Genomic DNA, 14,859 nt, shown 5'->3' with positions numbered 1-14,859 from the left:
CGTGAAAATAAAACATATGAGGAGAACAAGATATGAAGGGTATCGTTTTAGCAGGCGGTTCAGGCACACGCCTTTACCCGCTGACACGCGTAACTTCCAAACAGCTGCTTCCGATTTATGACAAACCGATGATTTACTATCCGATCTCCGTTCTGATGAACGCGGGAATCCGGGATATTCTGATTATTTCGACACCGGATGACACACCGCGTTTTAAGGAATTGTTGGGCGATGGACATCAGTTTGGTTTACATTTAAGCTATGCCGTGCAGCCAAGTCCGGATGGACTGGCACAGGCATTTATCATCGGCGAGGAGTTCATCGGGGATGATTCCGTAGCGATGATTCTGGGGGACAATATTTTCCAGGGTCAGGGACTTGTGAAACGCCTGCGTGCTGCCTCTGCCAAGAAAGAGGGCGCGACTGTATTCGGCTACTATGTCGATGATCCGGAGCGCTTCGGTATCGTAGAATTTGACGACCAGGGCAAGGCGATCTCCATCGAGGAGAAGCCGGAGAAACCGAAGTCCAATTACTGTGTAACGGGTCTGTATTTCTATGACAACCGGGTAGTAGAGTATGCGAAACAGTTAAAACCGTCTGCCAGAGGTGAGCTTGAGATCACCGATTTGAACCGCATCTATCTGGAAAATGGCGATCTGGATGTTATTCTTCTGGGACAGGGCTTTACCTGGCTCGATACCGGTACACATGAGTCTTTAGTTGAGGCAACCAATTTCGTTAAGACAGTAGAGACCCACCAGCACCGCAAGATCGCGTGCCTGGAGGAGATTGCGTACTTAAACGGATGGATCAGCAAGGAAGAAGTGCTGGAGGCATACGAGGTATACAAGAAAAACCAGTATGGCAAATATCTGAAAGACGTACTGGATGGGAAATATGTTGATAAAATACATCAGAATTAAAAGGAGTTAAAACAATGAAGATTATCGTGACAGGCGGAGCCGGATTCATCGGCGGAAACTTCGTACACCATATGGTAAATAAATACCCGGAGTATCAGATCATCAATCTGGATCTTCTGACCTATGCGGGCAACTTAGAGACACTGAAACCGGTTGAAAACAAACCAAATTACAAATTTGTACACGGCGATATCGCAGACCGCGACTTCGTGTTTAAACTCTTCGAGGAAGAAAAGCCGGACATCGTAGTAAACTTTGCAGCAGAGAGCCATGTAGACCGTTCCATCACGGATCCGGAGGCATTTGTCCGTACCAATGTCATGGGAACGACCACCCTGCTGGATGCCTGCCGCACCTATGGAATTAAACGTTATCATCAGGTATCGACCGATGAGGTATACGGCGATCTGCCGTTAGACCGCCCGGATCTCTTCTTCACGGAGACAACCCCGCTTCATACCTCCAGCCCGTACTCTTCTTCCAAGGCGAGTGCGGATCTGTTTGTACTGGCATACCATAGAACCTACGGACTTCCAGTGACAGTATCCCGCTGCTCCAACAATTACGGTCCATATCATTTTCCGGAGAAGCTGATTCCGCTGATGATCAGCCGTGCGCTGGCAGACGAGGAACTTCCGGTATACGGCGACGGCGCGAACGTTCGCGACTGGCTGCACGTATCCGATCATTGTGAGGCGATCGATCTGATTCTCCACAAGGGACGCGTCGGTGAGATTTACAACATCGGCGGACACAATGAGAGGACCAACCTGGAGGTTGTCAAAACCATCCTGAAAGCGCTGGACAAGCCGGAAAGCCTGATCCGTTACGTCAAGGATCGTCCGGGTCATGACCGCCGTTATGCGATCGATCCGACCAAGATCGAGACGGAGCTTGGCTGGAAGCCGAAATACAATTTTGACACCGGCATTCGCCAGACGATCGACTGGTATCTGAACAATCAGGACTGGTGGAAACACATTTTAAGCGGTGAGTACAGCCAGTACTTCGAAAAAATGTATGGAGATAGATTATAATGAGAGTATTAGTGACAGGCGTTAAAGGCCAGCTTGGCTATGACGTGATGAATGAGCTGAAAAAACAGGGTCTTACTGGCATCGGTGTGGATGTCGATGAGATGGATATTACCGATGCAGAGGCATGCCGCCGCGTGATCACCGAGGCAAAGCCGGATGCAGTGATCCACTGCGCTGCATATACTGCAGTAGACGCAGCGGAACAGAACATGGAACTCTGCCGTAAAGTCAATGCAGATGGAACGAGAAATATCGCTGAGGTCTGCAAAGGTCTGGACATCAAAATGATGTACATCAGCACCGATTATGTATTCAACGGTCAGGGCACCCGCCCGTGGGAGCCGGATGACCACCGGGAACCACTCAACGCCTACGGTCAGTCGAAGTATGAGGGTGAGCTGGCAGTCGAGGAGCTGGTAAAGAAGTTTTTCATCGTCCGTATCGCGTGGGTATTTGGCGTGAACGGCAAGAACTTCATCAAGACGATGCTGCGCGTTGGCAAAGAGCGCGGGGCAGTCAGTGTTGTGGATGATCAGATCGGTTCCCCGACTTACACATACGATCTGGCGCGTCTGCTGGTTGATATGATTCAGAGTGACAAATATGGTCGTTACCATGCGACGAATGAAGGACTTTGCAGCTGGTATGAATTTGCAGTTGAGATCTTTAAGCAGGCGGGCATGGATGTCAAGGTGACGCCGGTCAGCACTGCCGAGTATACAGCTGCTTATCCGGGTCAGGCAAAACGCCCGATGAACAGCCGGATCAGCAAAGAAAAACTTTCGGACAACGGATTTGAGCGCCTTCCGTCCTGGCAGGATGCGGTAGGTCGCTATCTGAAAGAAATTCAGTAAAAAATGTGCAATCAGACATAGAAAGCAGCAGAGGCAGAAAGTGTGAAGTGCCGTTGGCTGCAGGATTTTCTTTAGGTTGGAATCAAAATCGTAGAAGGTCATGTATGTTAGTGGGGGATTTCCATAAATGTACATGACCTTTGGACTCTGTATTTGGTGATGTAGGAGGAGCTCTTAAAATGGGTAAATATTTTGGAACAGACGGATTCCGCGGCGAGGCAAATGTGACGCTGACCGTGGAGGATGCCTATAAAGTAGGTCGTTTCCTGGGCTGGTATTATGGACAGAAGACGAAAGCAGATCGCTGCCGGGTTGTGATCGGCAAGGATACGAGACGCAGCAGCTATATGTTTGAATATTCGCTGGTATCGGGACTGACCGCTTCCGGCGCAGATGTCTATCTGCTTCACGTGACAACCACTCCGAGTGTATCGTATGTTGTACGCACCGAGGAGTTTGACTGCGGTATCATGATCTCCGCAAGCCACAATCCATACTATGACAACGGAATCAAGGTTATCAACGGACGCGGCGAGAAACTGGAGGAGGAGACGATCGAGAAGATTGAGTCGTATCTGGATGGCGAGATGGGCGAGATTCCATTTGCCAAGCGCGATGCGATCGGACGCACCGTTGACTATGCGGCGGGACGCAACCGCTATATCGGTTATCTGATTTCCCTGGCAACACGGTCTTTCAAAAATATGCGGGTAGGTCTTGACTGTGCAAACGGAAGCGCTTCCGCGATTGCGAAAAACGTATTCGACGCACTGGGCGCGGAGACACATGTCATCAACAACACGCCGGATGGTCTGAATATCAATACAAATTGCGGTTCCACCCACATCGAGGGACTGCAGAAATATGTGGTTGAAAATCATCTGGACGTTGGATTCGCTTATGATGGAGATGCGGATCGCTGCCTGGCAGTGGACAGTGAGGGCAAGCTGGTGGATGGCGACAAGATCCTCTATGTATGTGGAAAATACATGAAAGAACAGGGGACGCTGGTCAACAATACGGTTGTCACCACGGTTATGTCGAACTTCGGTCTTTATAAGGCATTTGAGCGCGAGGGCATTTCCTATGAGAAGACGGCGGTTGGCGATAAGTATGTCTATGAAAATATGTCCCAGAACGGTCACTGCCTGGGAGGCGAGCAGTCGGGCCATATCATTTTCAGCAAGCACGCGACGACCGGAGATGGCATTTTGACATCATTAAAGCTGATGGAAGTGATTCTGGAGAAGAAAGAGACACTTGCAAAGCTGGCTGATGAGGTGCAGATTTATCCGCAGGTTCTGAAAAATGTCAGAGTCAAGGATAAAGAGGCGGCGCAGGCAGACCGCGACGTGCAGGCGGAGGTTCAGACGGTATCGGATGCCTTGGGCGATACCGGTCGAATCTTAGTTCGTCCGAGTGGTACGGAGCCGCTGATCCGCGTGATGGTCGAGGCACCGACGGATGAAATCTGCGGAAAATATGTAGCACAGGTTATAGAAATGATAGAAAAAAAGGGACTGGCAGAGTAAGACATGAGAGAGCAGCTGACAGAAAGTGATGTAAAGAAGATTCAGGAAGAGATCGACCATCGGAAGCTGGTGGTCCGCAAAGAGGCGATCGAGGCGGTCAAGGAGGCGCGCGCACAGGGTGACTTGAGCGAAAACTTCGAATATTATGCTGCTAAGAAGGATAAGAACCGGAATGAAAGCCGTATTCGCTATCTGGAAAATATGCTGAAGCACGCTAAGATCGTATCGGAAGAATCCCGCCCGGATGAGGTCGGAATGAATGATACGGTTACCCTGTATTTTGAGGATGACGACGAGGAAGAAGTATACCGTCTGGTAACGAGCATCCGGGGCAATTCCCTGGAAAACCGGATCAGCATCGAGTCGCCGCTCGGAAAAGCGATCGAAGGACACCATGTGGGTGACCAGGTGGAAGTGAAGGTCAACGATAAGAGCAGCTATGTGGTGGAGATCCGGAAGATCGAGAAAACGGGAGAAGAGGATTCGGATCGGATTCGTAGTTATTAGTTGCAATACAAAGGAGAGTTTTGATTACTATGAAATTTGAAGAATTATGTGATGCACGTTATTCACTTCGTAAATTTGACAGCCGCCCGGTTGAGGCGGAAAAATTACAGAAAGTGCTGGAGGCAGGACGCAAAGCCCCGACGGCACATAACTTACAGCCACAGCGCTTTTTCGTGATGCAGAGTGAGGAGGCTCTGGCGAAAGCGGATGCATGTACGGCGTGTCATTTTCATTCGCCGGTTGTGATTGTAGCAGCCTATGATCCAGAGATTTCCTGGAAACGGGAAGAGGACGGGAAAAACCATGGAGAGATCGATGTGACATTGGCGGTTTCCCAGATGATGCTGCAGGCAGCAGAACTGGGACTGGGAACAACGTATGTTGGTATGTTTAATCCAGAAAAATTGCTGGAGCAGTTCCCGGAGATGAAGGGCTTACAGCCGACGGCCTATCTGCCGCTTGGATATCCGGCAGAGACAGCTCATCCGTCCAGGCTGCATGCAGATCGCAAGCCTCTGGAAGAGCTGGCAGTATTTCTGTAAAATATAGACAATCCGTAACTGTTCAGTACCTTCACAGTCACGCGCAAAAATCCATTAAAAATTGCCTGCGGCAATGGGATTTTTGCCTGCTGGCCCATGTTTTCGTACGGTCAGCGCAGTAAATGCGCAGACCTACTGAACAGTTACGACAATCCTTTATTTACCATAATCCTTAATCGATACAGTCTGTTTCCTGAGAAGTTTGGAGACAGGCTGTATTTTTGTGTAATGTCAATGATGCGCACTCGCGCGAAGCAGAAATATGTAACGATATATCTTGCAATCCATGTGCATTTAAAAGTATAATAAAAAAATATGAAGAGAAGCATGAAACGATGTAAGATGAGAAAAGGAAATGGTATGTTATTAAGAGAATATTTAAAAGAATGGACCAAAGAAGACTTATTAAACGAAGCAAGAAGCTACGAGTTAAAGAACTGTTCCCGACTTAAAAAGGATGACCTGATTGACCGAATTGTAGAATATTTAACGACGGAAGAGGCACTCCGGGGTAGACTTTCATGCCTGACGAAAGAGCAGATGGTGCTTTTTCGCAAAGCCTGTACCGAGCCACAGAAAATTTCTGCAGAAGAGATTATGGATGGAATGCAGTTATATAAATACGTACTTGGAAGTTTTGAGGAAGTGAGTGACTGCTTTACTGTCTTTGAAGAGATTGCACAGGGTTTTAGCGGGATTGACGATGAGGCATTCCGGGCGGTTCAGAGCAAAAAAGGCTGGCTGATGAAGTGTATCAGCTTCTTTATCGATTATTATGAGATTGCGCCGCTGGAAATTTTGTATGAACTGTACAAATTGAAGGTGAAAGGCACGATCGAAGAAATGATCGGGATGCTGCAGGAAATGCCGGAGGACATCACAGAATCTTGCATTTTCCCGATGGAGAAACTGGGAATGCAGAACCTGCCGAAAGAGAATCCGCTTTATTCCGAGAGGGGCTTGTATGTACATCTTCCAGTTTTTGAGGGGGATGGACTCACTGCTTTGTTGAAACAGCAGCAGAATAAAAAATTCTATATTCCGTCTGCACAGCAGTTGGATGAAATCTGTCAGAAAGGGTATGAGGCAGGGGTACTGGCTTATAAGGAGCTGGAGTCCTATTTCATAAAAAAATTGGATGTGCCGTATGAGAAAGCGGCTAGATGGTGCTTTGAGACGTGGGCCAGCAGTTATGAAGGAAAATCACCGGCAGAACTGATGAATAAGATGCATGAAGAAGGGATTGTTTTCCAGAGCGAGCAGCAGATGGGCGAATTTTTAAGACTTCTCATGGATGCGTTCAACAATACGAGAACAAAAGAAAACCGTGGAAATAAACCATGGGAATTAAGTGAGAGAGGTATGATCGGCGGCATGCCGGCGATGGTGCCGGAAATGTCCCAGCCAGCACCGGTAACCGCGAAAAAGGTGGAGAAGATTTATCCGAATGATCCGTGTCCTTGCGGATCTGGGAAGAAATATAAGAAGTGTTGTGGAAGAAATTAATACTCAGAGGTGAAATGAAAAATGCAGCAAGAGAGGAAAGAAATATCTGGCAAAGCTAATACGATCGCTGGTTTTTCCATCCCTCTGTATCTAGGCATCTTGGCGCTGGTGGTGGTCTGTATGTATATGGACTGTCTTCCGGCAGGCTTGGTCGGCGGCATGATTGCGCTGATGGTGCTGGGCGGGGGACTCAATTTTTTAGGAAATCATACACCGGTTGTGAAAACGTACCTGGCGGCTCGGTCATCTGTATTCTGGGGGCGGCGGTCATCCAGGCGCTGGGGCTAATTCCGGAGCAGACGCATGAGATCCTGGACAATTTTGTCAACAAAGAAGGATTTCTGGTCTTCTATATCTCAGCGCTGATCACAGGAAGTCTTTTCAATATCGACCGCGGGCTTCTGATCCGCGCAACGGTGAAACTGCTTCCGACAGCTGTCATATCGCTGGCAGTCGGCGTGATACTTTCAGGTCTGCTCGGTATGGTGATGGGGGATAGTTTTCTGGAAGGCATCCTGTATATCGGTATTCCGATGACGAGCGGCGGCATGACGGCGGGAGCAGTGCCTCTGTCGGCAATGTATTCGTCGGTTCTGGGGACGGACGCCGGACAGATCCTGACGCGGATCGCACCGGCGACGGTGCTGGGAAATTGTGTGGCGATCATTTTTGGCGGTTTAGCCAATAATATCGGCGAGCGAAAGCCATCCCTGACCGGAAATGGCTGCCTTGTCAATGATGGTCACGAAGTGAAGAAACAGCCTCCGATGAAACCGACCTTCGCACTCTTATGTACGGGGCTTATCATTTCAATGGCATTTTATGAACTGGGGGCGCTCTGCCATCATTTTATTTCGATTGTACCGACGTATGCGTGGATGATTGTAGCAGTTGTGATTGTGAAGGGAACGGGAATCCTTTCAGAGCGCCTGGAGGACGCGGCGAGAGAGTGGGGACAGTTCGCGATCCACAGCTGGACAGCGGCGGCGCTGACCGGAATCGGGGCGACGCTGATTGATTTAAAGACGATTTTACACACGATCACTCCATTTTATCTGCTCAGTGTCGTGCTGATTGTCGGGGCGATCACACTGACCGCCGGATTGATCGGCATCAAGATGGGATTTTATCCGCTGGAATCATCGATCGCAGCGGGGATGTGTACAACGAACATGGGCGGCTCCGGAAATGTAGCGGTGCTCAGCAGTTCAAAACGGATGGAACTGCTTCCATTTGCACAGATTGTGACGCGTTCCTGCGGGGCACTGATGCTGACCATCGGGGGCGTGCTGATACAGCTGCTGGCGAGGTAAAAAAGAATTGTGATTGACAGAGAAATGTGCCTGATAGAGGGAAAATAAGTGAAAACAGGGGAATAGAGAAATAGGGAAAAGCTGAGAGGTAGGTCTTATGAACATATTCATTGCGATCATGCTTGTATTTGCGGCAGCCGGGCTTTTGGATGAGATACTGGGAGGAAAGCTGGGGCTGATGCCGAACTTTGAAAAGGGGCTTGCCACGATGGGCGGTCTGGCGATGTCCACGGTAGGATTTTATGCGATCGGAGTTACATATGTGCAGACGCACGCGGAAGCGATTGCGGAGGCGGCAAAGCATATGCCATTTGATCCGGCGCTCATTCCAAGCTGCCTTCTGGCGCCGGATATGGGGGCGCTTGGCATGGCACAGAAGCTGGCGGCGACACCGGCGCTGGCAGCATTTACCGGTGCGATGGTAGCAGGCAGTCTGGGAATGACGGTCGGATACCAGCTGCCGGTCTTTCTGGCAGCCGTTCGAAAAGATGAAATAGGAGAGCTGATGCGGGGATTCATCTTCGGGCTGATTGCCATACCGTCTGGTCTGGCGGTCGGAGGTCTGATGCTGGGTCTGCCTGTCCGTCAGCTCTTTTTTAATATGATCCCGGTGCTGGTGCTGTGCGTGGTGTTGATTGCGGCATTTGTGCTGGTTCCGGAGCTGACGATGAAGATCATGATTTTCATCGGAAATGCGATCCGTATTTTTAGTTTTTTCCTGTTTGGTGTGGCAGTCTTCGGAATTTTTATGCCGAAGTATGCGGTTGTCGAGAATGCTCTGATTGAGGAAATGCTTTTTATGGTACTCCGTATGGTCATCGCAGCGTGCGGCGGTCTGGTGCTGTCGCAGGTGGCGTTAAAACGTCTCCAAAAGCCGATCCAGCGCATCGGGGCGATCCTGGGTATCAATGAGGAGGCAGTTGTCGGACTGTTCCTTTCCTTTATACAGAGCCTTGCGATGCTGCCATTGTTTTCCAAGATGGATAAGCGCGGAAAAGTATTAAATGCGGCTTTCTCTGTTGCAGGCGCCTATGTGGTAGGCGGTCAGATGACCCTTGTAGCGTCCCTGATACCGGGAAACTGGGTAACAGCCTATATGATCAGCAAGGTGCTGTCAGGCGGATTGGCAGTTGCCCTGGCGGTTATTTGTATGAGAAGGTCAAAAATGATAACAGAGTAGAGCGGAATATCTGATATTGAGATAAGGATAAAGAAATAAGAAAGCCCCGGCAGTTTCGCTGCCGGGGCTTTCCGCCCTTTTGGGGCTATATCATTTTCATAGAAGGCATTAATATGTTGCAATGAAGATTTTTAGAGTTGTCAAACGGTTGCGAGCAATTAACAGCAGCCACAGCCTCCAAAGCTCTGCTCGGTTCTCTCAATGATCTCATTCTGAAGCGGTTTATCCAGGTTACGGAAGTAGTCACTGTATCCGGCTACGCGGACGATCAGTTCCTTGTATTCCTCCGGGTTCTTCTGAGCTTCGATCAGAGTCTGGCGGTCGATAACGTTAAACTGCATATGATGTCCGTTCATAGCAAAGTAGGAACGAATCAGAGCAGCCAGGTTGTCAATACCCTTCTCGCCTGCGATAGCAGCCGGAGTAAACTTCTGGTTCAGCAGAGTACCGCCGGTCTCACAGTGGTTCATCTTGGAGCAGGATTTAACAACTGCGGTCGGTCCGTTGATATCAGCACCCTTCTCAGGAGAGATACCCTCAGACAGAGGATTATGAGCCAGACGGCCGTTCGGAGTAGCGATCATAACATCACCGAAGTATACGTGGCAGGTGGTCGGAAGCATATCTACATGATATACACCGCCTCTGGTGGTCGGTCTGCCGGTAATATAATCTTTGTACTCATTGAATACACTTACCATGATGTCATCTGCATAATCATCATCGTTGCCGTATTTCGGAGTTTTATTCTTAACCAGGTTCAGAATGTCCTCATGGCCCTTGAAATCGTCGTTCATAGCGTCGATGAGTTCTTTCATGGTAAACTTCTGATTGTCAAATACGTTGAACTTGATAGCGGAGAGTGCATCGGAAATAGTGCCGATACCAACACCCTGGATGTAGCTTGTGTTGTATCTCGGGCCGCCTGCGTTGTAGTCTTTACCTTTCTTGATACAGTCATCGGTACATATGGAAAGGAACGGAGCCGGCATCATCTGAGAGTAGATTCTCTCGATAACCAGGTTGCCGCGCATCTTAACATCGATGATGTACTCAAGCTGTGTCTTGAATGCGTTCCACAGTTCGTCATAGGATTTGAAGTCTTCTGCTTTGCCGGTGTGCGGTCCGATCTGTTTTTTGAACATTACATCGTAGCCATCATACAGAGCGAGCTGTAAGCACTTAGGGATGTTTAAGTAACCGGTCAGCCAATAAGCCTCGGTTCCCCATGCACCTGTCTCAACACATCCGGAGCATCCAGCGTTTCTTGCATCTACCAGAGATTTGCCCTGATTTACCAGCTCCTGAATCAGCTCATCGGTATTGTAGAATGCCGGCTGGCCCCAGCCCTGACGAGCGATCTCGCAAGCTCTCTTTAAGAACTTATCCGGAGTAACTTTGGAAATCTGTACGTTGGAGTTCGGCTGGTTCTGTCTCATATCTTCCATACAGTCAAGGATTAAGTAAGAAACAGCGTTAACTGCATCAGTACCATCTTCCTTAACACCGCCGGAGTTGATGTTTGCGAAGTCTACGTATGTACCGGACTCTTTTAAGGTTACGCCAACTTTAACCGGAGCCGGAGAGTTGAACAGTTTAACCCAGAGGCACTCAAGAAGCTCAAGAGCTCTTGTATCATCCAGAGTACCTGCAGCGGTATCTTTTTCATAGAACGGAATCAGATGCTGATCCAGACGACCTGGTGTAAATGCATCCCACGGGTTTAACTCGGTTGTAACACCAAGGTGTGTAAACCAGTACATCTGAAGTGCCTGCCAGTAGGTCTCCGGTTTGTGCTCCGGAACAACCGCACAGTTAGCTGCAATCTGCTCGAGCTCTGCTTTTCTGACCGGATCCTTCTCCTCAGCAGCTTTCTCAAGAGCCAGATCATGATATCTCTTACCTAAGATAATGATAGCATCGCAGCAGATATCCATAGCGCGAAGCTCCTGCTCTTTGTCGTAAGCTTCCGGATCATTGAAATAGTCAAGATCCTTGATAGCCTGCTCGATCTCCTTCTTGTAGTCACCGTAGCCTTTGATGTAGAAGTTCTTGCCGCCGGCTGTATGACCCGGTCCACGCTGCTCCATGAACTCGGTAAACATACCAACCTCATAGCAGTCTCTCCACTCCTGGGTCATAGCTTTTAAGAGATGCTCTCTGACTGCACGGTTCTTCCAGTACGGAATGATCTCTTCTTCCTGAAGCTTCAGATCGTCTTCGGTAACGGTGAAGTTAACCAGTTTACGATCGTTCATGATGTGCATATCCTCGATGGTATGACAGCACAGCTCCGGGAAAGTCGGTGAACACTGCGGGTCCTTGCCCTTCTCACCAACTAACAGCTCATCATCGCCTAAGTAAAGAGTTTTTCTGGAGAAGTACTCTTTCAGAACGAGAGCTCTTAAAACCGGTACAGATACGGAACCTTCGTACTCTTTGTAAACATCGGTTTCAATTTTTGCTCTTTCCAGATCCAGATGCGGCTGGGTGGAATGGCTGATTCTTCTCAGTCTTTTAATTCTCTCGGTACATCCGCGGTCGTTGTCTTTTAACAGACCTTCTGGTGTGTTGATTACGAATGAAGTATCAATTTTCTCTGCCATTTAAATCATCCTCCTATATTGACTTTGTTGAATCCCTGTTCTTCGAACATGGACTTAAAGTGTTCCATAAGCTCGGACACCGGTACGCTCATCTCGTCATCATGGTACTCCATGTCGAGGCTGGCGTATTTACCCTTTCCGATGTCATGATAAGGTAAAAGGTTTACCTGACGCGCGTGAATATTGTTTTCTTTCAGGAAATGGATGACACTTTCAATGTGTTCATCGGTTGCGTTGACCTGCTGGATAATCGGAAGCCGGATGTAAAGACCAGCGCCCTCATCACTTAATTTCTTTAAGTTCTCAAGAATCAGTGAATTGTCAACGCCGATATATTTCTTGTGGTCTTCCGGATCCATCACCTTGATGTCGTAGAGAAAAACATCTACGTAAGGAAGAATCCGCTTCAGATTCTTATAATCTGTGTAGCCGCTGGTGTCGATGAAAATGCTGACACCGTTCTCGTGGAGCTTGCGACAGACTTCTTCCACATAGTCCATATGCTGGGAAGCCATAACCTCGCCGCCGGAGAGTGTTACACCGCCGCCGGACTGCTCATAGAAGATTTTGTCCTTCATCGCTTCCTTGACAAGTGCATCTACCGTGTATTCCTTACCGGCCAACTCCCGGGCCTCTGTGATGCACCAGTCGGTACAGACGCCGCAGGCGGTACACTTGGAACGGTCAAATACAATCTTGCCGTCTACGATGGAATTGGCTCCCTGTTTACATTTTGCAACGCATCGGCCGCAGGTGGTACATTTGTGCTGATGAAAAATCAGTTCCTTATAATAATGCTGACTCTCCGGGTTGTGGCACCACATGCAGCGTAAGGGACATCCCTTGAAGAAGATCGTGGTGCGGACACCATCGCCGTCGTGCGTTGAAAATTTCTGGATGTTAAATATGTAAGGAGTTTCTGCCATTCTTTCCCCCTCCTTTGCAAAAAACTAGACTGTGTTCTAGTTCTGAGTCTATAATACTACAACCATCTCAAGAATACAAGAGTAAATTGAAAAAAATGTATTAATTTAATTTTTAACAGACGAATCTGAAAAATAATCATCCGATCACGCTGAAACAAGCGGAGTGCGGAATGACTATAAAAGAAAATTAATATAACATATAAGATACCATAGAAAAATGGGGCTTACAATCGGCAAAAGTGAGGATATTATGCGTGAAAAGAAAGTGAAAATTGTAGAAAAGATAAAATGGTGTGAATATTCATAAAATACAAAACAAAAACAAAAAATTAAGCACAGTTAAAAGAGCATCGCACAAATATGAAAAGGGAAAATCAAGATAGAAGTGAAAAAAGACTAAAAATCCAGAATAACAGTAGAAAAGAGCAGTAGAAAAGAAAAAACAAAATAAATAAGAAGCTTGAAAAAATGAAAAAATTTCGCTCATGTGAAAGTTGCCCGGTTGACAAGAGGAATTTTGACATGGTATAGTAAAAATGTATAAGGATGTTTCGGGAAGTATTAGAAGAACCCGGACAGCAGAAGCCAGGAAAACTATATTTCGAGCTGAAAAACCTAACACAGTATATTGTCAGGGTTTACAGCCAATGGGTATCAGGGGAAACTCGGATGCCTCCCGCATTTGGAAAGAAATGCATTGGAAAGAGAAGTAGGACCTGCTGCTTATTTAGGAAGAAAGGCAGCTGGTAAAAGGCGGCGCATCCTCTGCCAGAGTCTCGTTCCGATGAAATGTTTTTCAGCGTATTCTTAAACAAAAGAAGGGAGAAGAACAATTTCATGAAGAAGACAAACAGAATCATTGCATTGGCAATGGCGGCCATGACAGCATTGTCTATGACAGCCTGCTCCGGAAGCGCAAAAGAGACAACGGAGGCGGAAAGCGCCGCAGAGACAACCGCAGAGGCTGCTGAGGAAAGCAGTGCAGAGGAGACCAAGGAAGCATCCGGAGAGACGCTTCTGATGGCAACGACGACCAGTACCGATAATACAGGTCTTCTGGATTACTTAAAGCCAATCTTTTTAGAGGATACAGGTATTGACTTACAGTGGACGGCAGTAGGAACCGGTGATGCGATTCAGAAAGCAAAAGATGGTGAAGTCGATGTGATACTGGTTCATTCTAAAGCAAAAGAAGAAGAATTTGTGGAGAGCGGCTACGGTGTAGAGCGCTTCCAGGTTATGTATAATGATTTCGTGATCGTAGGACCGAAGGATGGTCCGATTGCAAAGACGGATGATATCAACGCTGCATTTAAGCAGATCATGGACGAGCAGCTGACATTTGTGTCCCGTGGAGACAACTCTGGTACCCATAACAAGGAGACCGGAATCTGGGAGAAGCTGGGAATTACAGATTATGAGAGCAATCCAAACTATGTATCGGCAGGCGCTGGAATGGCTGATACACTGGCGATGGCAGATGAAAAAGGTGGCTACTGCCTGTCTGACCGCGGTACCTGGCTTGCCAAGAAGGCAGATTTCCCGGATATGGATATTGTATGTGAAGGCAGCAAGGAACTTTTAAACCAGTACGGCGTTATCGCAGTAAATCCGGAGAAATATCCGGATGTCAACAACGAGGCGGCGAATACGTTTATCAAGTGGATCTGTTCTCCGGAAATCCAGACGCTGATCGGTGAATACGGCGTAAAGGAGTACGGCGAGCCGTTATTCTTCCCGAATGCAGAGCAGAAATAGAATACTGCCGGATGATATGCGGCAGTGCTGGGATTAGCGTATTTAAACGAATAAAGCAGGCAGTTGAACCTTGCAGAATTTATAATGTATAAACAGGAAACCGGAGAAGGGAGGATGCACTTTTTCCGGTTTTCTGTCATTAAGAATTGAGAAAATGAGAACGCCTGCAGAA

General features: G+C 47.9%; 13 protein-coding genes and 1 riboswitch. Of the genes, 11 read left to right on the top strand and 2 right to left on the bottom strand.

Features of this window, described 5'->3' with window-relative positions; translation table 11 throughout:
• The first annotated feature begins 32 nt into the window (after window positions 1-32).
• The 10 genes from rfbA to DW085_RS09645 all read left to right on the top strand — a co-directional run bounded on the left by rfbA (window position 33) and on the right by DW085_RS09645 (window position 9,397).
• Complete coding sequence (gene rfbA / locus DW085_RS09685; RefSeq protein WP_022360600.1) at window positions 33-926, top strand: glucose-1-phosphate thymidylyltransferase RfbA; 894 nt, start codon at window positions 33-35, stop codon at window positions 924-926.
• A 14-nt stretch (window positions 927-940) separates the two neighbouring features.
• Entirely contained in the window at window positions 941-1,963 is a 1,023-nt protein-coding gene (gene rfbB, locus DW085_RS09680; protein WP_022360599.1) for a dTDP-glucose 4,6-dehydratase, read from the top strand.
• Window positions 1,963-2,817 (top strand): dTDP-4-dehydrorhamnose reductase, encoded by an 855-nt coding sequence (rfbD, locus tag DW085_RS09675; protein ID WP_107001395.1) that lies wholly within the window; start codon window positions 1,963-1,965, stop codon window positions 2,815-2,817. Before rfbB ends, rfbD begins: the two co-directional genes overlap by 1 nt.
• Window positions 2,818-2,996: 179 nt before the next feature.
• Window positions 2,997-4,349: a phosphoglucosamine mutase gene (gene glmM / locus DW085_RS09670; RefSeq protein WP_118492405.1), complete on the top strand. Its 1,353-nt coding sequence runs from the start codon at window positions 2,997-2,999 to the stop codon at window positions 4,347-4,349.
• 3 nt (window positions 4,350-4,352) lie between these two features.
• The gene (gene greA, locus DW085_RS09665) at window positions 4,353-4,856 is read left to right on the top strand and encodes a transcription elongation factor GreA (RefSeq protein ID WP_022360596.1); all 504 of its coding nucleotides are present in this window, start codon (window positions 4,353-4,355) and stop codon (window positions 4,854-4,856) included.
• A 29-nt stretch (window positions 4,857-4,885) separates the two neighbouring features.
• Entirely contained in the window at window positions 4,886-5,398 is a 513-nt protein-coding gene (locus tag DW085_RS09660; RefSeq protein WP_117796070.1) for a nitroreductase family protein, read from the top strand.
• A 360-nt stretch (window positions 5,399-5,758) separates the two neighbouring features.
• On the top strand, window positions 5,759-6,904 hold the full coding sequence (locus tag DW085_RS09655; protein ID WP_182430849.1) for an SEC-C metal-binding domain-containing protein: 1,146 nt from the start codon (window positions 5,759-5,761) through the stop codon (window positions 6,902-6,904).
• A 21-nt stretch (window positions 6,905-6,925) separates the two neighbouring features.
• Window positions 6,926-7,192: a 2-hydroxycarboxylate transporter family protein gene (locus tag DW085_RS19785; protein WP_243033998.1), complete on the top strand. Its 267-nt coding sequence runs from the start codon at window positions 6,926-6,928 to the stop codon at window positions 7,190-7,192.
• A complete protein-coding gene (locus DW085_RS09650; protein ID WP_347475058.1) occupies window positions 7,150-8,217 on the top strand; it encodes a 2-hydroxycarboxylate transporter family protein in 1,068 nt (355 codons plus the stop codon). The genes DW085_RS19785 and DW085_RS09650 overlap by 43 nt, the downstream gene beginning before the upstream one ends.
• A 97-nt stretch (window positions 8,218-8,314) precedes the next feature.
• Entirely contained in the window at window positions 8,315-9,397 is a 1,083-nt protein-coding gene (locus tag DW085_RS09645) for an ethanolamine utilization protein EutH (protein WP_118492403.1), read from the top strand.
• Window positions 9,398-9,555: 158 nt separating this feature from the next.
• On the opposite strand, the gene hypD is transcribed toward DW085_RS09645, so the two are convergent.
• Window positions 9,556-12,003, bottom strand: coding sequence for a trans-4-hydroxy-L-proline dehydratase (hypD, locus tag DW085_RS09640; protein WP_118492401.1), 2,448 nt, complete (start codon window positions 12,001-12,003; stop codon window positions 9,556-9,558).
• A 5-nt stretch (window positions 12,004-12,008) separates the two neighbouring features.
• Window positions 12,009-12,929 (bottom strand): trans-4-hydroxy-L-proline dehydratase activase, encoded by a 921-nt coding sequence (locus DW085_RS09635; RefSeq protein WP_118468393.1) that lies wholly within the window; start codon window positions 12,927-12,929, stop codon window positions 12,009-12,011.
• A 587-nt stretch (window positions 12,930-13,516) separates the two neighbouring features.
• Window positions 13,517-13,638, top strand: a riboswitch (molybdenum cofactor riboswitch).
• Between the two features lie 128 nt (window positions 13,639-13,766).
• Here DW085_RS09635 and DW085_RS09630 point away from each other — a divergent pair.
• Window positions 13,767-14,687, top strand: coding sequence for a substrate-binding domain-containing protein (locus DW085_RS09630; protein ID WP_022360332.1), 921 nt, complete (start codon window positions 13,767-13,769; stop codon window positions 14,685-14,687).
• Window positions 14,688-14,859: the final 172 nt, after the last annotated feature.

The organism is Clostridium sp. AF50-3 (assembly GCF_003477445.1).
In the GTDB taxonomy this organism is placed as follows: domain Bacteria; phylum Bacillota; class Clostridia; order Lachnospirales; family Lachnospiraceae; genus Otoolea; species Otoolea fessa.
The sequence above is the reverse complement of the archived record's forward strand: the minus strand, read 5'-3'. Positions and strand labels throughout refer to the sequence as shown.

What these genes read in the sequence shown, in the direction of transcription:
- rfbA (WP_022360600.1), top strand. Translation starts at nt 33, where the DNA reads ATGAAGGGTATCGTTTTAGCAGGCGGTTCAGGCACACGCCTTTACCCG.
- rfbB (WP_022360599.1), top strand. Translation starts at nt 941, where the DNA reads ATGAAGATTATCGTGACAGGCGGAGCCGGATTCATCGGCGGAAACTTC.
- rfbD (WP_107001395.1), top strand. Translation starts at nt 1,963, where the DNA reads ATGAGAGTATTAGTGACAGGCGTTAAAGGCCAGCTTGGCTATGACGTG.
- glmM (WP_118492405.1), top strand. Translation starts at nt 2,997, where the DNA reads ATGGGTAAATATTTTGGAACAGACGGATTCCGCGGCGAGGCAAATGTG.
- greA (WP_022360596.1), top strand. Translation starts at nt 4,353, where the DNA reads ATGAGAGAGCAGCTGACAGAAAGTGATGTAAAGAAGATTCAGGAAGAG.
- DW085_RS09660 (WP_117796070.1), top strand. Translation starts at nt 4,886, where the DNA reads ATGAAATTTGAAGAATTATGTGATGCACGTTATTCACTTCGTAAATTT.
- DW085_RS09655 (WP_182430849.1), top strand. Translation starts at nt 5,759, where the DNA reads ATGTTATTAAGAGAATATTTAAAAGAATGGACCAAAGAAGACTTATTA.
- DW085_RS19785 (WP_243033998.1), top strand. Translation starts at nt 6,926, where the DNA reads ATGCAGCAAGAGAGGAAAGAAATATCTGGCAAAGCTAATACGATCGCT.
- DW085_RS09645 (WP_118492403.1), top strand. Translation starts at nt 8,315, where the DNA reads ATGAACATATTCATTGCGATCATGCTTGTATTTGCGGCAGCCGGGCTT.
- hypD (WP_118492401.1), bottom strand. Translation starts at nt 12,003, where the DNA reads ATGGCAGAGAAAATTGATACTTCATTCGTAATCAACACACCAGAAGGT.
- DW085_RS09635 (WP_118468393.1), bottom strand. Translation starts at nt 12,929, where the DNA reads ATGGCAGAAACTCCTTACATATTTAACATCCAGAAATTTTCAACGCAC.
- DW085_RS09630 (WP_022360332.1), top strand. Translation starts at nt 13,767, where the DNA reads ATGAAGAAGACAAACAGAATCATTGCATTGGCAATGGCGGCCATGACA.